Annotated in this window: 15 protein-coding genes; 12 read left to right on the forward strand and 3 right to left on the reverse strand. The window is 69.7% G+C overall.

Going from position 1 to position 20851, the window contains the following annotated elements:
- The first annotated feature begins 19 nt into the window (after nucleotides 1-19).
- The 6 genes from AHOG_RS08010 to AHOG_RS08035 all read left to right on the forward strand — a co-directional run bounded on the left by AHOG_RS08010 (nucleotide 20) and on the right by AHOG_RS08035 (nucleotide 10395).
- Entirely contained in the window at nucleotides 20-2032 is a 2013-nt protein-coding gene (locus AHOG_RS08010) for an APC family permease (RefSeq protein WP_093940779.1), read from the forward strand.
- A 188-nt stretch (nucleotides 2033-2220) separates the two neighbouring features.
- On the forward strand, nucleotides 2221-3474 hold the full coding sequence (locus AHOG_RS08015) for a class I SAM-dependent RNA methyltransferase (RefSeq protein ID WP_093944267.1): 1254 nt from the start codon (nucleotides 2221-2223) through the stop codon (nucleotides 3472-3474).
- A 413-nt stretch (nucleotides 3475-3887) separates the two neighbouring features.
- Nucleotides 3888-5879 carry a 1-deoxy-D-xylulose-5-phosphate synthase gene (gene dxs, locus AHOG_RS08020; RefSeq protein ID WP_093944268.1) on the forward strand — a complete coding sequence of 664 codons (1992 nt, stop codon included), beginning with the start codon at nucleotides 3888-3890 and terminating at the stop codon, nucleotides 5877-5879.
- A gap of 360 nt (nucleotides 5880-6239) precedes the next feature.
- Entirely contained in the window at nucleotides 6240-6959 is a 720-nt protein-coding gene (locus tag AHOG_RS08025; RefSeq protein WP_093940780.1) for a response regulator transcription factor, read from the forward strand.
- Entirely contained in the window at nucleotides 6956-8092 is a 1137-nt protein-coding gene (locus AHOG_RS08030; protein ID WP_093940781.1) for a sensor histidine kinase, read from the forward strand. The genes AHOG_RS08025 and AHOG_RS08030 overlap by 4 nt, the downstream gene beginning before the upstream one ends.
- A gap of 152 nt (nucleotides 8093-8244) precedes the next feature.
- Nucleotides 8245-10395 carry a flavin monoamine oxidase family protein gene (locus AHOG_RS08035; RefSeq protein WP_093940782.1) on the forward strand — a complete coding sequence of 717 codons (2151 nt, stop codon included), beginning with the start codon at nucleotides 8245-8247 and terminating at the stop codon, nucleotides 10393-10395.
- Between the two features lie 177 nt (nucleotides 10396-10572).
- Here the strand turns inward: AHOG_RS08035 and AHOG_RS08040 are convergent, their stop codons facing one another.
- Nucleotides 10573-11025 carry a type II toxin-antitoxin system PemK/MazF family toxin gene (locus tag AHOG_RS08040; RefSeq protein ID WP_245856625.1) on the reverse strand — a complete coding sequence of 151 codons (453 nt, stop codon included), beginning with the start codon at nucleotides 11023-11025 and terminating at the stop codon, nucleotides 10573-10575.
- A 267-nt stretch (nucleotides 11026-11292) separates the two neighbouring features.
- Between AHOG_RS08040 and lepA the strand changes: the two genes are divergently transcribed.
- From lepA to AHOG_RS08060, 4 genes are all read left to right on the forward strand, one after another.
- On the forward strand, nucleotides 11293-13140 hold the full coding sequence (gene lepA / locus AHOG_RS08045; protein WP_093940784.1) for a translation elongation factor 4: 1848 nt from the start codon (nucleotides 11293-11295) through the stop codon (nucleotides 13138-13140).
- 267 nt (nucleotides 13141-13407) lie between these two features.
- Entirely contained in the window at nucleotides 13408-14451 is a 1044-nt protein-coding gene (gene recA, locus AHOG_RS08050) for a recombinase RecA (protein WP_093940785.1), read from the forward strand.
- 3 nt (nucleotides 14452-14454) lie between these two features.
- Nucleotides 14455-15021 (forward strand): regulatory protein RecX, encoded by a 567-nt coding sequence (locus AHOG_RS08055; RefSeq protein ID WP_093940786.1) that lies wholly within the window; start codon nucleotides 14455-14457, stop codon nucleotides 15019-15021.
- A 396-nt stretch (nucleotides 15022-15417) separates the two neighbouring features.
- On the forward strand, nucleotides 15418-16098 hold the full coding sequence (locus AHOG_RS08060; RefSeq protein WP_245856626.1) for an HAD family hydrolase: 681 nt from the start codon (nucleotides 15418-15420) through the stop codon (nucleotides 16096-16098).
- Between the two features lie 349 nt (nucleotides 16099-16447).
- Here the strand turns inward: AHOG_RS08060 and eda are convergent, their stop codons facing one another.
- Both eda and edd read right to left on the reverse strand, forming a co-directional pair.
- Nucleotides 16448-17083 (reverse strand): bifunctional 4-hydroxy-2-oxoglutarate aldolase/2-dehydro-3-deoxy-phosphogluconate aldolase, encoded by a 636-nt coding sequence (eda, locus tag AHOG_RS08065; RefSeq protein WP_093940788.1) that lies wholly within the window; start codon nucleotides 17081-17083, stop codon nucleotides 16448-16450.
- Nucleotides 17080-18960 (reverse strand): phosphogluconate dehydratase, encoded by a 1881-nt coding sequence (gene edd / locus AHOG_RS08070; protein WP_093940789.1) that lies wholly within the window; start codon nucleotides 18958-18960, stop codon nucleotides 17080-17082. Before edd ends, eda begins: the two co-directional genes overlap by 4 nt.
- 273 nt (nucleotides 18961-19233) lie before the next feature.
- Between edd and AHOG_RS08075 the strand changes: the two genes are divergently transcribed.
- Both AHOG_RS08075 and AHOG_RS08080 read left to right on the forward strand, forming a co-directional pair.
- Nucleotides 19234-19527 (forward strand): hypothetical protein, encoded by a 294-nt coding sequence (locus AHOG_RS08075; RefSeq protein WP_093940790.1) that lies wholly within the window; start codon nucleotides 19234-19236, stop codon nucleotides 19525-19527.
- 244 nt (nucleotides 19528-19771) lie between these two features.
- Nucleotides 19772-20593 carry a hypothetical protein gene (locus AHOG_RS08080; protein WP_157736712.1) on the forward strand — a complete coding sequence of 274 codons (822 nt, stop codon included), beginning with the start codon at nucleotides 19772-19774 and terminating at the stop codon, nucleotides 20591-20593.
- The last annotated feature ends 258 nt before the right edge of the window (nucleotides 20594-20851 follow it).

A 20851-nucleotide genomic window follows, 5' to 3' on the forward strand; every position in this document is an offset into this window, starting at 1 on the left:
TCCGGCCTACGCTCAGCCCGTGCCCAAGCTCGCGACCGCGGCGAAACGGCTCCTGCTCGGCCGCCCGTTCCGCAGTGACCGGATCTCCCGCACTCTGCTGCCCAAGCGGATCGCTCTCCCGGTCTTCGCCTCCGACCCGATGTCGAGTGTGGCGTACGCGCCGGAGGAGATCCTGCTCATGCTGTCGGTGGCCGGGCTCTCGGCCTATGCCTTCACACCGTGGATCGGTCTGGCCGTCGTCGTGGTGATGGCGGCGGTGATCGCCGGCAGCAGGCAGAACATCTACGCGTATCCGTCAGGCGGCGGAGACTACGTCGTCACCGCCGTGAACCACGGCAGGCGCTGGGGCCTGGTCGTGGCGAGCGCCCTGATGGTCGACTACGTCCTCACGGTGGCGGTGTCCATCTCCGCCGCCGCCGCCAACATCGGGTCGGCGGTGCCGTTCGTCGCCGCCCACAAGGTCGAGTTCGCCGTCGTGGCGATCGTCGTGCTCACGGCGTTGAACCTGCGCGGCATCCGGGAGACCGGCGTGCTCTTCGCGATCCCGACCTACGCCTTCGTCGTCGCCGTCCTGGGCATGGTGCTCATCGGCCTGTTTCGGGCACTCCGAGGCGACGACATCCGGGCCGAGAGCGCGGGCTTCGATCTCGCCGAGCCCGCGGCGCCGCTCTCCGCCGCCGCGATGCTGCTGATCGTGCTGCGGGCATTCTCCTCCGGCAGCGCCGCTCTCACCGGGGTCGAGGCGATCAGCAACGGGGTGCCCGCCTTCCGGAGACCCAAGAGCCGCAACGCGGCATTGACGCTGATCATGATGGGGGCGCTGGCGGTCAGCATGTTCATGGGCCTGCTGCTGCTGGCCGGGCTGACCGACGTCAAGGTCGCGGAGAATCCCGCGACGCAGCTCATCGGGGCACCGGAGGGCTACGAACAGCGGACGATGGTGGCGCAGATCGCCGCGGCCGTCTTCGACGGTTTCACGCCCGCCTTCTACTTCCTGCTCGCCGTCACCGGCTTGATCCTCGTGCTGGCGGCGAACACCGCCTTCAACGGCTTCCCGGTACTCGGATCGATCCTCGCGCAGGAACGCTATCTGCCGAGGCAGTTCCACACCCGAGGTGATCGACTCGCGTTCAGCAACGGCATCATCTTCCTGGCCTTGGCGGCGATCCTGCTGGTCATCGTCTTCGACGCCGAGGTCACCGACCTGATCCACCTCTACATCGTGGGCGTCTTCGTGGCCTTCGTGCTCAGCCAGAGCGGCATGATCCTGCACTGGCGAGGTCTGCTGCGCACCGAGACCGACCCGGCGGCACGGCGGCGGATGCGGCGTTCGCAGGCGGTGAACATGCTGGGCCTGATCACCACGTCGATCGTGCTGATCCTGGTGGTCGTGACCAAGTTCCTGCGCGGCGCCTGGATCGCCATCGCCGCCATGGCGGTGCTGTGCCTGTTGATGACGGCCATCCGCAGGCACTACGACCGGGTGGCCGCCGAGCTGGCCGAACATGAGGGCGACACGGTGCTGCCATCGCGTAATCACGCGATCGTGCTGGTCTCGCAACTGCATCGGCCGACGTTGCGTGCCCTCGCCTATGCACGGGCCACCCGTCCCGACGTGCTGGAGGCGGTTACCGTCAATGTCGACGAGGCCAATACCCTCGTCGTGACTCGCCGTTGGCAAGAGGAGAACTTCCAGGTGCCGTTGAAAGTCGTCGAGTCCCCCTACCGAGAGATCACGAAACCGGTGCTCGACTACGTGAAACGAATTCGAACCGACAACCCTCGCAACGTCGTCACGGTGTTCATCCCCGAGTACGTCGTCGGACACTGGTGGGAGAACCTCCTGCACAATCAGAGCGCTCTGCGGCTGAAGGGCAGGCTCCTGTTCGAGCCGGGCGTCATGGTGACCAGCGTCCCGTGGCAGCTCGCCTCGTCGCAGCGCATCGCCGAGCAGAAGACGTCCGCCGCGGGTGCGGCCCGGCGAGGCCTGGACGTGTCCGAGGCCGATCACGATCGGCGGGACGCCCGATGACGCTCTCCGCCGAGTCGCCTGGCGCCGCGACCCCGTCCTCCTCCGTTCCCGAGCACCGTGCGGGCGCCACGAGCGGCACGGAGACCGGGGCCGCGACGTCTCCCGAGGTCACCGGGAGGCGTCCCGCGGGTCCGGACGGCCTCGGCTCGCGCGGTGCGCGGGACGAACGGGAGTCCGAGGATGCCGCCGTGAAGGTCGACTGGACCGGCCGCCGCTTCGAGGTCGAGGTCGGCAATCCGGGTCACGGGGGCTTCTGCGTCGCTCGGCACGAGGGCCGGGTGGTCTTCGTGCGACACGCACTGCCGGGTGAGAAGGTCGTGGTGGTGGTCACCGAGGACAACGGCGGCAGCTTCTGCCGGGCCGATGCGGTCGAGGTCCGACAGCCCTCGGTCGACCGCGTCGAGCCGCCCTGCCCCGCGGCGCGTCCCGGCGGCTGCGGGGGTTGCGACTGGCAGCATGTCGACCCTGCGGCCCAACGTGAACTGAAGGCGCGGATCGTCGCCGAACAGCTTCGGCGTATCGCCGCCGTCGACCTGGCGGTGACCGTGGAGGAACTGCCCGGCGGTCCGCTCGGCTGGCGTAGTCGCGTCCGGCTGGCCGTCGACGATCGCGGCCGACCGGGGCTGCGGGCGCATCGCAGTCACCGCGTGGTGCCGCTGGAGGACTGCCCGATATCCGTTCCCGGCTCACTCGACGACGTGCTGAACCGGCGATGGCGGGCACGGTCGGAGCTGGAGGTCACCAGCGACTCGCTGGGCCGGGTTCATCTGGCCGAGCCGGGTCCCGGCTCGCCGGGCCGACGTGGAGCCGGCCGCCAGCTCATCGGCGGCACGGCGGTACAACGGGCGGCGGGGCGCGAATGGCGGATCGCGGCGCACGGCTTCTGGCAGGTCCATCCTGCGGCGGCCGATGCCTTCGCGGCTGTCGTGCGTGAGTGGGCCGACGCTCCGACGGGCGGCACCGCGTGGGATCTCTACGGCGGGGCCGGGCTGTTCGCCTCGGTGCTCGCCGAGCAGGTGGGGCCCACCGGCGTGGTGGAGGCGGTGGAGTCGTCCCGCCGGGCGGTGCGTGACGGAATGCACGCCTTGGCCGATCTGCCGCAGGTGCGGTTCCACGCAGGCCGGGTGGAGAAGCTGGTGTCCGAGCTGGCGGGTCCGGTCGAATCCTCGGGGGCGGGCGGCATCGGTCGGCGGCCGGACGTCGTGGTGCTCGACCCGCCGCGCAAGGGAGCGGGGCGCGCGGTGATCAGCGCGATCACCGATGCCCGGCCCGACCGGGTGATCCTCGTGGCCTGTGATCCGGCGGCCATGGCCAGGGACGTGGGCCTGTTCGCCGAGGCGGATTATCGGCTGCGGCGGCTGCGGGCGTTCGACGCCTTCCCCATGACGCACCATGTCGAGTGCATCGTGCTGTTGGAGCCGGGGCAGGCGCAGGCAGGCTGAGTGGAGGGCAGGCCCTGTCGGCGTGCCGAACCGTCGGGGGGGCGTTCGATCGTCAACGGTCCGAACCGGTCCGGCACCGGACCGCGGCCGTCGAGAGGAGTCGGGTCTCGGCCCGGCTCCTCGGTGCTCCGCCGTCTGCTCGGCCGCCGTGGGCGGGGACGCGGACAGCGACGCCTGAGTGATCGAGAACGCCGACATTCGTGGATGGACTCCACGATCAGGGCAACCTTGGCGCGTGTGAAGACGTCTTTTATCGCGACGGAGTGCGACCCGTCGAGCCCATTGGGTGAACGGCCGTGAGAGCCGGGATAGTTACCGGTCCGTAGACTGTCCCGCGCCGCATGGTCACAGAGCGGACCTGAGGACGCGGCTGCCCGCACCGTGGGCGACCGGTATCGAAGCGAGGTGGAGTGGTGACACTGCTGGAGTCCGTGCACGGCCCGGCCGACCTCAAACGAATGGAACTCGGCGAGCTGCAGCAGCTGGCCGAGGAGATTCGGAACTTCCTCGTGACCAAGGTGTCTCGCACCGGTGGTCACCTGGGGCCGAACCTGGGCGTGGTCGAACTGACGATGTCGGTGCACCGCGTCTTCGATTCGCCGCACGACAAGGTGGTGTTCGACACCGGTCATCAGGCGTACGTGCACAAGATCCTCACCGGTAGACAGGCGGGCTTCGATCGACTTCGACTTCGCGACGGGCTCTCCGGCTATCCCTCCAGGGCCGAGAGCGAACACGACCTGGTCGAGAACAGCCACGCCTCCACGGCGCTGTCCTACGCCGACGGACTCGCGAAGGCGTTCCAACTCGGCGGCGCTCGGCGGCACGTCGTCGCCGTGGTCGGCGACGGCGCGCTGACCGGCGGGATGTGCTGGGAGGCGTTGAACAACATCGCGGCGGGTCAGCGGCGTTCGCTCGTCATCGTCGTCAACGACAACGGCCGGTCCTACTCGCCGACCATCGGCGGATTCGCCGAGCATCTCTCGTCGTTGCGGCTTCGACCCGGCTACGAGCGGGCCCTGGAGAGCGGCAGACGCACCCTGCAGAGCATCCCGATGGTGGGCGGACCGCTGTACGCGGGGCTGCACGCCGCGAAGCGCGGACTCAAGGACGCCATCAGCCCCCAGGTGATGTTCGAGGACCTCGGGTTGAAGTACCTCGGGCCCGTGGACGGGCATGATCTGGGCGCCATGGACGCCGCGCTGCGGCGGGCCAAGGCCTTCGGCGGGCCGGTGATCGTGCACGCGGTCACGCGCAAGGGCAACGGGTTCGCGCCTGCCGAGAACGACGAGGCCGACCAGATGCACTCCACGGGTGCGATCGACCCGGTCACCGGCGAGCCGACGTCCACCTCCGCGGGCACCAGCTGGACCTCTGTCTTCGCCGACGAGCTGGTGAAGATCGGCGGTCGACGGTCCGACATCGTCGCGATCACCGCGGCGATGCTCGGTCCGACAGGCCTGGATCGGTTCGCCGCCGCCTTCCCGCAGCGCTGCTTCGACGTCGGCATCGCCGAGCAGCACGCGCTGACCTCGGCGGCAGGTCTCGCGATGGGCGGGCAGCATCCCGTGGTCGCCGTGTATGCCACGTTCCTCAACCGAGCCTTCGATCAGCTGCTGATGGACGTGGCGCTGCACCGCCAGCCGGTGACGGTGGTGCTCGACCGGGCCGGGGTCACCGGCAGCGACGGTGCGAGCCACAACGGGATGTGGGACATGTCGATGCTCGGCATGATCCCCGGCATTCGGGTCGCCGCTCCCCGAGACGCCGTGACCCTGCGTGAGGAGCTCAACGAGGCCGTCGAGGTCTCCGACGGGCCCACGGTGGTCCGCTACTCCAAGGGCGCGGTGATCGACGAGGTGGCGGCGCTGCGGCGGCACGGCTCGGTGGACGTGCTCTACGAGCCTGTTGCCGACGACGCGGCCGAATCCGCTTCCGTCGACGAGGCACCCGTCGACGAGCCCGCCACCGCGAGCACGCCCCGCTCGGACGTGCTGCTCGTCGCGGTGGGCGCCTTCGGGACGCTGGGTGTCGACGTGGCTCGCAGGCTGGCCGATCAGGGCATCGGCGTCACGGTGGTGGACCCGAGGTGGGTGACGCCGATACCGCCGGAGCTGGTCGAGTTGTCGCGCGGGCACCGGCTCGTCGTGACGGTCGAGGACGGTGGGCGACACGGAGGTGTGGGATGGGCGCTCGCCGCGGCGCTGCGCGACGCGGACCTCGACGTTCCGCTCCGCGACCTCGGCATCCCACAGCGGTTCCTCGATCATGGATCGCGCTCGGAGGTCTTGGCGGAACTGGGTCTGACCGCTCAGGACATCGCTCGTCGGATCACCGAGTGGGCCGCCGACCGGATCGGTGCCGCCGACGCCGCGGTGTCCCCGGTCGCCACCCGCGAACTCTGAGCCCGCGGACTGCCGCGGCTCACCGCTGAGGCCGCACCACCGACCGCAGGTGGTGCGGCCTCAGCGGCCGTGGCGGGAAGACGTGCCGTGCGGGAGCACGCCGTCCCAGCCCTCGGCCTCGGTGACCTACCCCCGTTCACAGCGGGTGAGCGCCCTCGGAGGGCGCGTGACCGTCGGGCGCCGGGCGGATCGCAGCCGTCGATCGATCTCGAGTCGTGGCAGGTTCCACGGTCACCACGGCCTCGGGGCCTCGCGGAGCACCCGCGTCGGCGCGGGCCGAGGTCGTCATGATCGCCGCCTGGGTCCACGTCATCGCGGGATCGACAGCTCTTTCTCAGGTTCGTATGGCACGGTTGGACCGTGCGGATTCTGGTCGTTGAGGACGAACAGCCACTGGCCGACGCGATCGCCAGGGGTTTACGGAGAGAAGGAATGGCGGTGGACACCGCCTACGACGGCGAGTCGGGCCATGAGAAGGCCGCCATCACTCGTTATGACGTCGTGGTCCTCGATCGAGACCTGCCGGGCATGTCCGGCGATGCCTTGTGCCGCGAGATCCTGCAATCCGGCGCGATCACTCGAGTGATCATGCTCACCGCCAGTGGCGCGGTGGAGGACCGTGTCGCAGGGCTGTCGCTGGGTGCCGACGACTATCTGGCCAAGCCTTTCGCCTTCGCCGAGCTCGTGGCGCGAATCCGCGCCCTCGGCCGTCGGTCGACGCCCGCCGCGCCGCCGGTGCTCGTCGCCGAAGACCTGGAACTGGACCCGTCCTCGCGCAACGTCACCCGTTCGGGAAGACAGATCGAGCTCACCCGCAAGGAGTTCGGCGTCCTCGAGGTCCTGCTGTCGGCGGGCGGCTCGGTGGTCAGCAGCGAGGAGCTGCTGGAACGGGTGTGGGACGAGAACGCCGACCCGTTCACCACCACCGTGCGCGTGACGGTGATGACCCTGCGAAAGAAGCTCGGCGATCCCGGCGTGATCGAGACGGTGGTGGGCTCGGGATATCGGGTGCCCAGTGCCGCCGGTGAGAAGAGCGCCGGGCCGGACACGCCGGCGGATCCCGGGCCGCTGCGGCGGTGAGGCGCGCGGTCCGGAGGCGGGGACTCGGACTTCGCACGCGCATCACCCTGCTGGCGACCGGGCTCGTCGCGGCGGTCAGCGGCATCCTGCTCTGGCTGGGCTGGCTGCTGGTCGGCGAGGTGCTCGCCGAGGTGCCGCAGTTCCCTCCCGGCACCTTCGTCCTGGTCGACGGCGTCGACGTCGAGGCGACGAGGCTGGCCGCGATCCTGCGGGACAACGCCAGAGCTCAGGTTCTCGAGATCGGTGCGGTGGCTTTCCTGTGCGTCGTCCTGGCGGTGCTGATCCTGGCCTGGTCGATCACGGGACGGGTGCTGTCGCCGTTGCATCGCGTCACCTCGACGGCCCGGCGGTTGTCCGCGGAGTCGCTCGGCGAACGGATCGACTTCGAGGGCGCTCGCGACGAGGTGGCCGAACTCGCCGACACCTTCGACGAGATGCTCGCCAGGCTGGAGGCCGCGTTCGACTCGCAGCGCAGGTTCGTGGCCAATGCGAGCCATGAGCTCCGCACCCCGCTCGCCGTCATCAGGACGGAGCTCGACGTCACGCTGGCCGACCGTGATGCCGACATCGCCGAGCTGCGCCGGATGGCCGGGGTCGTCCAGGACGCCACTCGGCGAGCCGCGCAGTTGGTGGAGGCGTTGCTGCTGCTGGCCAAGACCGATGCCGTCGGCCTCGCCGTCCGCGAACCGGTCGATCTGGCGGTGGTGGTGGCGAGCGCCTGGCGATCGGCACGCGCCGAGGCCGAGTCGCGGGGGCTGCGGATCGCGATGCATACCGAGCCGGTGCTGGTGATGGGTGACCCCGCCCTGCTGGAGCGTGTCGCGGGCAACCTCTTGGAGAACGCCGTCCGACACAACGTCGACGAGGGATGGATCGAGGTGCACGCCGACAGCGACGCCGAGAACGCCCGGCTGACGGTCGCGGCCTCCGGGCCGGTCGTCTCACCGGAACGGGTGGCGGAGTTGTTGGAGCCGTTCAGCCGAGGCGGCACCGGTCGGACGGCACAGTCGGGCGCGGGACTCGGCCTGTCGATCGTGCGGGCCGCCGTCGGCGCTCATGGCGGACGGGTGACGGTGGAGGCGATCCCCGATGGAGGGATGGTCGTCGGCGTGTCGCTGCCAGTGGCACCGTGAGCGCTGCGGAGCGCGATCACGGCACCACCTGATTCAGCTAAGAAGGCTGGCGAACGAGCGATGGTGGTGCACTCAGGGTCCACACGATCCGATGACCTTGAACGGTGACCTCGTGATCGACGATCACACACCATGAGCCGCAAGGAGACCTCATGGGCAATGCACGACGGCCGGGCGACGCCGTGGGCCGCCGATCCTTCCTGAAGGCGGCGGGCGTGGCAGGCGCCGTACCCGCCCTCGGCGTGATGGCAGGCATCCCGGCTGCCGCATCGCCGCCCGGCCACGCCTCCAACGTGTCGACGGCGCCGCTCCAGCCGCCTCCCGACGATCCGGAGAAGTGGGCCCGCTGCCTTCAGGTCGCACGAGACCTGCTGGTGGTGGGGCCGGACGACGAGGATCTCAAGCTCGAGTACCTCAAGATCCTCATCGACGACGGGCTGCCGAGGACGACCTCGCCGAAGAACGTCCTGATCCTGGGCGCGGGCATCGCGGGGCTGGCCGCCGCGACGCTGCTCAAACAGGCAGGCCATCGGGTGACGATCCTGGAGGCGAACGCCGACCGCGTCGGCGGCCGGATCAAGACCTTCCGAACGGCCGCCGACGGCGGCGGCGCGCCCTTCCGCGATCCACGGCAGTACGCCGAGGCAGGCGCGATGCGCCTGCCCGACTTCCACCCGCTCACCCTGGCGCTCGCCGACCGCCTCGGCCTGCACCGGCGCCTGTTCTTCAACGTCGACGTCGTGCCGGGCACTGGCAACCAGAACGCCCCGGTGCCTGCCGTCGTGTACCGCTCCCACACCGGCGAGGTGTGGCGACGAGGGCCCGCGAACACCGACTTCCGCGCGCCGGACGCCGCCTCGAACACCTGGCTCGACGCCAACGGCGTCCAGGTTCGTCGCTCCGAATACGCCGCCGACCCCCGCGCGATCAACGGCGGATTCGGCGTGCCCGAGTCCGACCTGGCTCGGACGGCGGGCGCGCTGCTCGACGCCGCGGTGGACCCGCTCCGCGACTACTACTCCGACGTCGGGCCGGACGGCGTCCGGGTCGACCGCCCCATCGCCGAGCAGGTCGAGGGCTGGGCCCGATTGATCTACGACTTCGACGGACACAGCATGGATCGGTATCTGCGGGAGGAGGCGGGACTGAGCGACGCGACCGTCGACGCGATCGGCACCCTGCAGAACGTCACCTCGCGGCTGCCGCTGTCCCTGGTGCACAGTTTCCGAGGGCTCGCCCTGATCAGTCCCTCGGCGACGTACTGGGAGCTCGACGGCGGCAGCTGGCAGCTGCCGGAGGCGTTGCGCACCGGCCTCGTGGACGAGATCCGGATGAACCGGCGGGCGGTGCGCATCGAGTACTACGACCCGGATCGACCCGAATCGGCCACCGACAACGTCGGACCGGACGGCCCGGCGGTCTGGGTGGAGACCACGACCGAGACCGGCGGCGACGAGACCGAGGCGGGCGACATCCTGCCGGAGCGGGAGTCCTTCACCGCCGACGTCGCCATCGTCACGCTGCCGTTGTCGAGCCTGCGACACGTTCAGGTCGAGCCGCTGATGTCCTATCCGAAGCGCCGCGCCGTCATCGAGATCCACTACGACTCCGCCACCAAGGTGCTGCTCGAGTTCAGCAGGCGCTGGTGGGAGTTCACCGAGGACGACTGGCGGCGTGAACTGGACGCGATCAGTCCGGGCCTGTACCGGCGTTATCAGTCCCGAACCGCCGAGGTCTCCGACACCACGCGATGGCTCGGCGCGGCGCGCTCGGTGGACGCCGAGGCGATCCCGGAACGACAGAAGGAGTTCTACGCTCGTCATCGTCAGTCGGACGAGCAGGCGACCCGACCGGCTGACCACGTCTTCGGCGGCGGCTCGGCGACCGACAACCCGAACCGCTTCATGTACTACCCCTCGCATCCGATCGAGGGCAGCCCGGGCGGCGTCGTCCTCGCCGCCTACGTCTGGGCCGACGACGCCGCCCGCTGGGATTCGATGGAGGACGACGAGCGCTACGCCTACGCACTGCGGGGCATGACGGCGGTGCACGGCAACCGCATCGAGGTCTTCTACACCGGCGCGGGCCGGACACAGAGCTGGCTGCGCAATCGCTATGCGTTCGGCGAGGCCGCCGTGCTCACCGCGGGTCAGCTCAGCAGACTGCAGGCCGGGGTGCGGGCACCGGAGGGGCCGCTGCACTTCGCAGGTGACCACACCTCCGTCAAGCCCGCGTGGATCGAAGGTGCACTGGAGTCGGCGGTGCGGGCCGCGCTGGAGGTGCACACCGGCGAGGTCCGCTGATCCGGGCGGTGCCGATTCTCGGGGCGATCCGGCCGTCGCGGGCCGGATCGCCCCGAGGGGCGTCGGATCGTACCGGGCCGTGGTGGCCTCGCGTCGGCCGTCGATGGGCCCCGGTGTGCGGCGGCGGTGGATGCCCGGTGGCACACGGTGCGACGGAGCGGACCGGGTCGCGACCGCTCAGGCGGTGCCCGCCTCCCAGCCGTAGCGCTGCTGAAGGGCCAGCGCGACCCGGACGAAGCGTTCGCCGTCGAGCACGGCGCCCTCGCGGCGGATGTCGTCCTCGTCGAAGTCGAACAGTCGGTCGAGACACAGGTACGACTCGCGGCCGGACCTGTCCCACGGCCCCTCGCCGAGTTCGAACCAGTCGTGCTCCTCCCAGTGGTCGGGCTCCTTGCTGGAGAGCATCAACCCCTGCAGACGCCTGCCGCGATGACCGACCACCAGCACGGGGCGGTCCTTGCCCTGCGTCGGGTCCTCCTCGTAGGGCACCCAGGTCCAGACGATCTCTCCTGGATCGGCCTTCCCGTCGAGGTCGGGGGCGTAGGCGAGCGTGGTGGCGCCCTGTCTGGTCGGGATCTCACGGACCTCGCCCCGCAGGTGATGGGGGCGAGCGGAATAGACGTCGGTCACGGCCATCACCCTAAAGGGGCGGACGCGGCGCTGATCCACTCGTGCGTGGGAGGGGCCCGGCGCGGCTCGTACGGCGGCGACGGCGAATCGGTCGCCCGGCCTCTCCGGCCCGGTGGGCGCTCTGGTGGCCTGCGAGGCGCCCGCCCCGTTCCTCGGCCGCGTCGTGCGGCCGCCCGGCGGCGGTCGAGGGCACCGTGACGCATCGGAAGCACCTGCTCGCGTGCGACGATGGGGCGTCAGCCGTCCACCCGCGCGAGGAATCCATTCGTGAGCACGTTCGCCGACACCACCTTCACGCCCCCGGAACTCATCCGGAACTTCTGCATCATCGCCCATATCGACCACGGCAAATCCACCTTGGCCGACCGTATGCTGCAACTCACCGGTGTGGTCGACGCCCGCTCCATGCGAGCCCAGTACCTCGATCGAATGGACATCGAGCGGGAGCGCGGCATCACCATCAAGGCGCAGAACGTGCGTCTGCCCTGGCAGCTCGACGGCACCGATCACGTGCTGCACATGATCGACACTCCCGGTCACGTCGACTTCACCTATGAGGTGTCGCGTGCGTTGGAGGCCTGTGAGGGCGCGATCCTGCTCGTGGACGCCGCACAGGGGATCGAGGCACAGACGCTGGCGAACCTCTATCTGGCGCTCGAGAACGACCTCACCATCATCCCGGTGCTCAACAAGATCGACCTGCCCGCCGCGGATCCCGACAAGTACGCGGCCGAGCTGTCTCGCATCGTCGGCTGCGAACCCGAGGAGGTCCTGCGGGTCTCGGCGAAGAGCGGGCTGGGCGTCGGGGACGTCTTGGACGCGGTCGTCCGACAGGTTCCCGCGCCGGTCGGCGAGGTCGACGCGCCGCCCCGCGCGATGATCTTCGACTCCGTGTACGACACCTACCGGGGGGTCGTCACCTACATCCGAGTGGTCGACGGCCGGATCACGCCCCGGCAGCGCATTCGGATGATGTCGACGGGGGCGACGCACGAGCTGTTGGAGGTCGGCATCATCTCTCCGGAGCCCAAGCCCAGCCAGGGCCTGGGCATCGGCGAGGTCGGGTACCTGATCACCGGCGTGAAGGACGTCAGGCAGTCCAGGGTCGGCGACACGGTGACGGCGGAGCGCAAGGGCGCGACCGAGCCGCTGGCGGGTTACCGCGATCCGAAGCCCATGGTCTACGCCGGTCTGTACCCGATGGACGGCTCCGACTACCCCGATCTTCGTGAGGCGCTGGACAAGCTGCAGCTCAACGACGCCGCGCTGACCTATGAGCCGGAGACGTCGGCCGCGTTGGGCTTCGGCTTCCGCTGCGGCTTCCTCGGGCTGCTGCACCTGGAGATCACCAGGGACCGGCTCGAGCGTGAGTTCGGTCTCGACCTCATCTCGACGGCGCCCAACGTGGTGTACCAGGTGGAGGAGGAGGACGGCACGCTTCACGAGGTCACCAACCCCTCCGACTGGCCGGGCGGCAAGATCGGCAGCGTGCGAGAGCCGATCACCAAGTGCACGGTGATCGCCCCGGTCGACTTCGTCGGCGCGATCATGGAGCTGTGCCAGAGCAAGCGCGGCCAGCTCGACGGCATGGACTATCTCTCCGAGGACCGCGTCGAGCTGCGGTACACGGTGCCACTGGCCGAGATCATCTTCGACTTCTTCGATGCGTTGAAGTCCAGGACCAGGGGATACGCCTCGCTGGACTACGAGGAGGCGGGCGACCAGGTCGCGGATCTCGTCAAGGTCGACATCCTCCTGCAGGGTGAGCCGGTGGACGCCTTCAGCGCGATCGTGCACAAGGACTCCGCCTACGGCTACGGCACGAAGATGGCCACCAAGCTTCGGGAGTTGATTCCGAGGCAGCAGTTCGAGGTCCCCATCCAGGCCGCCATCGGCGCGCGGATCATCGCGAGGGAGACGATCCGGGCGATCCGCAAGGACGTGCTCGCCAAGTGCTACGGCGGTGACATCACTCGGAAGCGCAAACTGCTGGAGAAGCAGAAGGAGGGCAAGAAGCGCATGAAGATGGTGGGACGAGTTGAGGTCCCGCAGGAGGCGTTCGTCGCCGCCTTGTCCACAGAGGACTCCGCTGACAAGGGCAAGGGCAAGAAGTAGCCGCGCGAAGGCCGTGCTCGTCCGGCGGCCCCCGTCGGGTCTCCCGCCGTGGCTTCGCCGCGGTCGAGGTGGCCCGATCGGGTGGTCTCGGTGTCCGTCGAACACGTGTTCGGCTAATGTGGGTCGCACCGGCCGCGTCACTCTGTGGCGCCTCGCTCAGGACACCTCGCGTCGCGACACGCGAGGTTGTCGGTCCGACCCTCTAGCGTCGGGCCCTGCACGACCGGCCCACAGCCCGATCATCCGACTCACCCGAGGGGACCCACAATGGCACCCGCTGCACCGAACAGGGAGAAGGCCCTAGAGCTCGCCCTGGCACAGATCGACAAGCAGTTCGGCAAGGGCTCGGTGATGCGTCTCGGTGAAGAAGGACGTCCGCCGATGGAGGTGATCCCCACCGGCTCGATCTCCCTGGACGCCGCCCTGGGCATCGGGGGGCTGCCGCGAGGTCGTGTGGTGGAGATCTACGGCCCGGAGAGCAGCGGTAAGACCACCGTCGCGCTGCACGCGGTGGCCAACGCGCAACGCCTGGGCGGTGTCGCGGCGTTCATCGACGCCGAGCACGCGCTCGACCCCGACTACGCCAAGGCGCTGGGTGTGGACACCGACGCCCTGCTGGTCTCGCAGCCCGACACCGGCGAGCAGGCGTTGGAGATCACCGACATGCTCATCCGGTCCGGAGCCCTCGACATCGTGGTGGTCGACTCCGTGGCGGCGCTGGTGCCCCGTGCCGAGATCGAGGGCGAGATGGGTGACTCCCACGTCGGCCTGCAGGCCCGGCTGATGAGCCAGGCGCTCCGCAAGCTCACCTCCGCGCTGAACACCGCCAAGACCACCGCCATCTTCATCAACCAGCTCCGTGACAAGATCGGGGTGATGTTCGGCAGCCCGGAGACGACCACGGGCGGCAAGGCGCTGAAGTTCTACGCCTCGGTGCGGCTGGACGTCCGTCGGATCGAGACGTTGAAGGACGGCGGCGACGCGGTCGGCAACCGCACCAGGGTCAAGGTGGTCAAGAACAAGGTCAGCCCGCCCTTCAAGCAGGCCGAGTTCGACATCATCTACGGCCAGGGCATCAGCAGGGAGGGCTCGCTCATCGACATGGGTGTCGAGCACGGCATCCTGCGCAAGTCCGGCGCCTGGTACACCTATGAGGGCGATCAGCTCGGTCAGGGCAAGGAGAATGCCCGGAAGTTCCTGCGGGACAACCCGGACATCGCCAACGAGCTGGAGAAGCGGCTTCAGGAGAAGCTCGGCATCATCCCGAAGCTGGAAGCGGACCCGGAGTCGCCTGCCCCGGTCGACTTCTGATCGATGGCGAGGTTCCGCTCCTCCACGTCGAACGGCGATGACGCCGAACAACGAGAGGCGGCCGCAGCCGCTGATCCCGCGACGCGCGCTCGGGATTACTGTCTGCGGCTGTTGACCTCACGTCCGCGTACCAGGGCCGAGCTGGCTCAGGCCCTGGTACGGCGAGAGGTGGATCAAGGGATCATCGATCAGGTGCTCGGCAGACTTGACGAGGTCGGACTGATCGACGACCAGTCCTTCGCCGAGATGTGGGTGCGTTCGCGACACACCCACCAGGGTCTGGGGCGCCGAGCGCTGCTGCAAGAGCTGCGTCGTAAGGGCGTCGACGCCGACGTGGCCGCCGAGGCGGCGCAGGGCCTCGATCGAGAGGCGGAGGAGGAACGGGCGCGGCAGCTCGTCCGGCGCAAGCTCGCCGCCTCGGCCGGGGCGGACGAGCGGGTGCGGATGCGGCGACTGGTGGGGATGCTCGCTCGAAAGGGGTATTCGCAAGGGCTCGCCTTCGAGGTCGTGCGTGCCGAGCTGGCCGCGGAGGGCACCGACGACGAGCTGTTGGACGAGCTGCGCGACTGAGGATTCGGCCGGCCGCATCGTTTGCTGCGGACCGTCGAGGTCGATCACCCGTGCAAGGCGGTCCTAGGGTGTGGCTGTCGGTACGTCCGTCGATCGCTGTGGAGGCGTCGACGATATCGGCTGTATCGATACAGTTGGCCGATGTGGCGCCTGCAGGCTGGGGCTGATGGGCTCGGCCTGGCCGATCAGCCGGGTCGAGCGAATGCCGGCGCGGGCGGCGGGCCGTGTCTCGGGCGGTGGGGCGGGAGGGCACGGATCGCCAGGCCAGGCGGCAGGACGAGCGTCTGATGTCGGCTCATGTCCAACGGGCGGAGCAGGCGTGAGACGCGAGGGCCGATCGAGATCGTGAAAAACAGCTGGCGGGGCCGGCTGGCACGGCCCCTAGAGTGTGTCCCCGTGACGACAGGGGCAATGGACGACCGTACGACGACACACATCGTCTGGGACTGGAACGGCACGCTACTGGCCGACAACCATGCCGTGTTGGAGGGCGTGAATGCGATCTGCCGGTTCTATCAACGGGAGGAGGTCGACCTCGACTACTGGCGTTCGGTGTTCACCCGGCCTTTACAGGTCTGCTACGAGCGGCTGCTCGAACGACAGTTGACCGACGAGGACTGGACGCAGGTCGACAAGCTGTATCACGAGGCGTACAACCAGCTGTTGCACACGTGTGGCCTCGCACGTGGCGCCGAGCAGGTACTGGCCGACTGGCAGGGCGCGGGCAACAGCCAGTCGCTGCTGTCCATGTGGTTTCACGATCCGTTGACGGAGCTGATCGGCCGACTCGGCGTGGCGGACTTCTTCTCTCGGGTCGACGGTCTTGTGGGGCCGATGTCCGGGGGTTCGAAGGCCGAACACCTGGCACGGCACCTGTCGGTGGCAGGTCTCGACCCGGCCACGGTGGTCCTGGTCGGCGACGTCGTGGACGATGCCCACGCGGCTGAGAGCGTCGGGGCCCGCTGCGTTCTGGTGACGACGGGGATGACCGCGCGATCGACGCTGGAAGCCACCGGACATCCCGTGGCGGACTCGTTGGCCGACGCGGTGACGCTGGCCGTGAAGACCCGCGTCTGAGGACGCCCGTGTCTGAGGAGCCCGCGTCAGGGGAGTCTGGACCGCCTTTCTCGCCTGTCGTGGCGGGCGGGCATCGGCAGGTGGCCGACGGGCGGCGCAGACCTGGTCGACGGCGCGGCGTCGTCGGCGACAGGTCTGAACCGTCGGAGGTGCGGTCGACAGCGTGCGCTCGCCGCGCGTCCGTGAGACGGAAACCATCGCTGGAGTCCGAGGACCATGCCCTCCCCGAGGTCGGGGCTGTTCTCGCCGGGCAGGGCAGCCGGTGCGGGCCCGCACCCGCCCCAGCGGCGGGGACGCCGGTCGGCCCCGCCGCCTCACCCCTAGGGCGGGCCTCAGGTGCCTCAGGCCGTCACGCCGTCAGCGCTGCGGCGTCCTCGGCCAGGGCCGTCACGGCATCCCAGTCGCCTGCGGCCAGTACGGCGGCCGGGGTAAGCCAGGACCCGCCGACGCAGCCGACGTTGGGCAGCGCCAGGTAGCCCTCGGCGTTGGCCGGACCGACGCCTCCCGTCGGACAGAACCGCAGGTTCGGCAACGGGCCTGCGAGCGATCGGAGATAGCCGATGCCGCCTGCGGCCTCGGCGGGAAAGAACTTCAGCGAGGAGTAGCCGAGCTCGGCGAGCGCGAGCGCCTCGGAGGCGGTGGCCGCGCCGGGAAGCACCGGCAGCCCGGTCTCCTCGGCCGCTTGGAGCAGGTTGCGGGTGCTGCCGGGGGTCACCAGGAATCGTGCCCCGGCCGAGGCGGCCTGCGTGGCATGGGCGGGCACGGTCACCGTTCCCGCGCCCAGCAGAATCTCGGGCACCTCGGCGGCGATGCGTTCGATCGCGGGCAGGGCGGCGGTCGTGCGCAGTGTGACCTCGATGACCGCGATGCCGCCGCGTACGAGTGCCCGCGCCAGCGGTACCGCGTGCTCGACGTCGTCGATCACCACCACCGGGATCACCGGTGAGACGTCGAGCAGGTCGGTCGGGACGTTCGTGGCGCTCATCGGTTCGCCTCCACCTCCATACGCCCCGGCTGGGGCATGCTGAACACACGAGCGCCCTGATCGGCCTGGGTCACGGCCGTCCGGAGCGCTCCGAACAGTTCCCGGCCGGTTCCCGTCCACTCGGCCTCGTCGGGTGCACCGTCGACGGTCTCTCGTGCATCGAACTCGCGAGCCGGGACGAGCACCTCGAGGGTGCCTCGTTCAGCGTCGAGTCGGATGACGTCGCCGTCGCGGACCTTGGCCAGTGGACCGCCGACGGCGGCCTCGGGGGACACCTGGATGGCGGCCGGAATCTTTCCCGACGCGCCGGACATCCGCCCGTCGGTCACGAGGGCGACCTTATGGCCTCGGTCCTGAAGCGACCCGAGTGCCGGGGTCAGGCCGTGCAGCTCCGGCATTCCGTTGGCGGCGGGGCCCTGATTACGCAGGACCACGACGACGTCCTGATCGAGTTCGCCCGCGCGGTAGGCGGCGTCGAAGGCCTGTTGCGTGGGGAAGATCCTGGCCGGAGCGATCACGCTGCGATGGTCGGCCGCGACGGCGGAGACCTTGATGACGGCGCTGCCGAGGTTGCCGCGCAGCACTCGGAGGCCGCCGTCGGCGTCGAACGGCTCGGCTACGCCGCGTAAGACGTTCTGATCGAGGCTTGTCGCCGTCCCGTCCTGCCAGACGAGTTCGCCGTCGATGAGCCGCGGCTCCTGGCGGTAGCGGTCCAGTCCCGGCCCGGCCACGGTGCTGACCGACCGGTGCAGCATTCCGGCATCGAGGAGTTCGCCGATCAGGAAGGGCACTCCGCCTGCGGCGGCGAAGTGGTTGATGTCGGCGGGGCCGTTGGGGTAGACGCGGGCGAGCAGCGGGACGACGGCGGACAGCTCCGAGAAGTCGTCCCAGGTGAGTGCGATGCCCGCCGCGGCCGCGATGGCCACCAGGTGCATCGTGTGGTTGGTGGACCCGCCGGTGGCCAGCAGCGCGACGACGGCGTTGACGATGGTCCGCTCGTCGACGATCTCCGCCAGCGGGGTGTACTCGGCACCAGCCCGGCGGATCTCCACGACTCGGCGGCCCGCGGCTTCGGTCAACGCCTTGCGCAGGGGCGTGCCGGGTTGCACGAAGCTCGACCCGGGCAGGTGCAGCCCCATCACCTCCATGAGGAGCTGATTGGAGTTGGCCGTGCCGTAGAAGGTGCAGGTGCCTGGCGAGTGGTAGGAGGCGGCCTCCGCGTCGAGGAGGTCGTCGCGGGTGGCACGGCCCTCGGCGAAGAGCTGCCGGACTCGGCTCTTCTCCTGGTTGGGGAGTCCGGAGGCCATCGGGCCCGCGGGAACCATCAGCATCGGAAGGTGACCGAACGAGAGTGCCCCGATGAGCAGTCCCGGCACGATCTTGTCACAGACGCCGAGCAGTAGTGCGCCGTCGAACATCTCGTGTGCCAGGGCGATCCCGGTGGACATGGCGATCACGTCGCGGCTGAACAGCGACAGCTCCATGCCGTCGCGCCCCTGGGTGATGCCGTCGCACATGGCCGGGACTCCGCCCGCGAACTGCGCGACGCCGCCCGCCTCGCGTACGGCGGCCTTGATCCAGTCGGGGAACTCGTGCAGGGGCTGGTGGGCCGAGAGCAGGTCGTTGTAGGACGAGACGATGGCGACGCCGGGTTTGACGAGCCCGCGGATCGCGATCCGGTCCGGTCCGGCGCAGCCGGCGAAGCCGTGGGCGAGGTTGCTGCACGCCATGCCTGCCCGGACCGGCCCGTCGCCGGCCGCACGGGCGGTTCGAGCCAGGTAGGCGGCCCGTGACTCCGCGCTACGGGCGACGATGCGTCGGGTCACCTCGGCGATGATCGGATGAAGGGTGTCCTGGGCGTCGGACGGCTCGCTCACCGTTGCCTCCTCGTCGTGTGCTCGGATCGACTCGAGATCCGCCTGAGGCGCTTCGACGACGTTGGCAACGCGCTCGTGTTTCGGCTCACACAGTAGGTGAATACGAGTCTTGTTCAAAATCGATTAAGGCTCGTCACGCTGGGTGAACAGTTTGAGTGGCTCCTCCTGGTGAATCTCTGGTTGTGTCTCTTGTCACACGGAGCGATTGTCGGGACAGTCGGAGCCTGCCGCGTGGCTTCACGCGGACCGTACGGGACGGTCGAGGAGGTCGTTATGACGACGGGTGAGATCGTGGCGGTGCAGCGGGCCATCGGGGAGGTGCGCCGGTGTGTGTCGGCGCTGCGGACGAGGCATGGGGACATCGGTCCGGTGCTGCGAATGCTCAACGACGTGGATCGGCTGAGCATCGACGCCGCCGATCTGATCACTCCGCCGCCGGGGTCGGGCGGCATGACCGAGGCGACCGTTCCACGCATCGTCGGGGTGTCGACGGTGCCGTACGACCTGGAGCCTTGGCAGGACAGGGATGCGGGAGGCACAGGCGGACATCTCCGTCGGCATCACTGACGACGGGGGCACTCCGCCGCAGCGCCCGCGCCTGAGGCGGCCGGCGTCTGGAACGTCCGGCGTCCGAGGCCGTGAGCATCGCCGAGGCGTGGAGTCGGAGTCGGAGTCGGAGAGGAGCGCACGAGACCCGGACGCCGGAGACCGTCGCGGCGTGGAGTTCGGCAGTTCGGCGGTCGGCACATCCGCGGTGTCGTAGCACCGGAGGCATCGCCCAGACACGGCGATGACGACGAAAGGCGACTTCATGGCTGCCAGATCGAGCATCCCGAGCGGCGCCGGGCGGCTGCTGCCCGTCGCGGTCCTGCTGGCTCTCGCCACGGCGTGCGCGAACGAACCGGTCCGGCCGAATGATCCGGACGCCCCGGAGGTGTCGACACCGCCGGTGATGGAGACCACCGGCCCCGCTGTGAGCGACCCCGCCCGTCCCGGCGAGAGCGGTCTACCCGACGTCGAACCATGGCCGACCTACCGGTGGTCCGACGCTCCGCGCGGGCCGCGCGAATCGGATGATCTCGACGACGAGTTTCGGCCGTCCCGGGCGCCCGGTAATCGACGGCCGACCGTCGTACCCGCCGATCCCTCGCCGTCCCCGGACGGTGTGGAGGTCGACCACGACCCGCGGACCACTCCGACGGGGATCGACTGCGGGACCGTCGAGACCCGCGGTCGGACGCTGCTGGTGCGGGCCTCGGGTGCGCCGATCGACTGCACTCGCGCTCGACAGATCGTGGCGGCGCACCAGGACGCCCTGCCCGCCGGTGCCCAGCCGGGCGCACCCGGCACGGCGGGCGTCCGGATAGGCGAGTGGCACTGTGTCGTCCCCACCTCGGACCAGACCGAGACACTCGACGCGGCGTTCGCCGACCGATCCGCTGCCGGCCCGTCCGGACAGCGGCCTCCGGTCCCATCGCCTCGAACCGCACCGCCTCCCGCCGCCGAGTGGGACGCTCCTGCGGAGCCGGGCGAGGTCCGGTCTCGCATCGCCTCCCGAAGAGACGGCCGGGACGTCGGCCTGTGCACCCATGCCGACGGAGTTCGCGTCGTGGTGGCCACGGAACAGGACTGACGCAGCGGCCTGCGTTTCGGCGTTCTCGTGCGCCGCGGGCGGGTCGCCTCGGAAGTCCGGCCCACGGCGGGGAGTCGACGGCCGACTCCACCCGGCCCGAATCGTGTCAGCCGTACGCGGCTCGCTTCGACGGCGGCCGGCGCCAGGGCAGCCGACGGCCGCGGTGGTCGATCGCCCTCGATCGTGGGCGACTCCGGGCAGTACGGCTCGGTCCTCCACTCGGTGCGAAGGAGGTTCGGGTGCCGAGCCGACGGAGAA

Source organism: Actinoalloteichus hoggarensis, assembly GCF_002234535.1.
Classification (GTDB): Bacteria; Actinomycetota; Actinomycetes; order Mycobacteriales; family Pseudonocardiaceae; genus Actinoalloteichus_A; species Actinoalloteichus_A hoggarensis.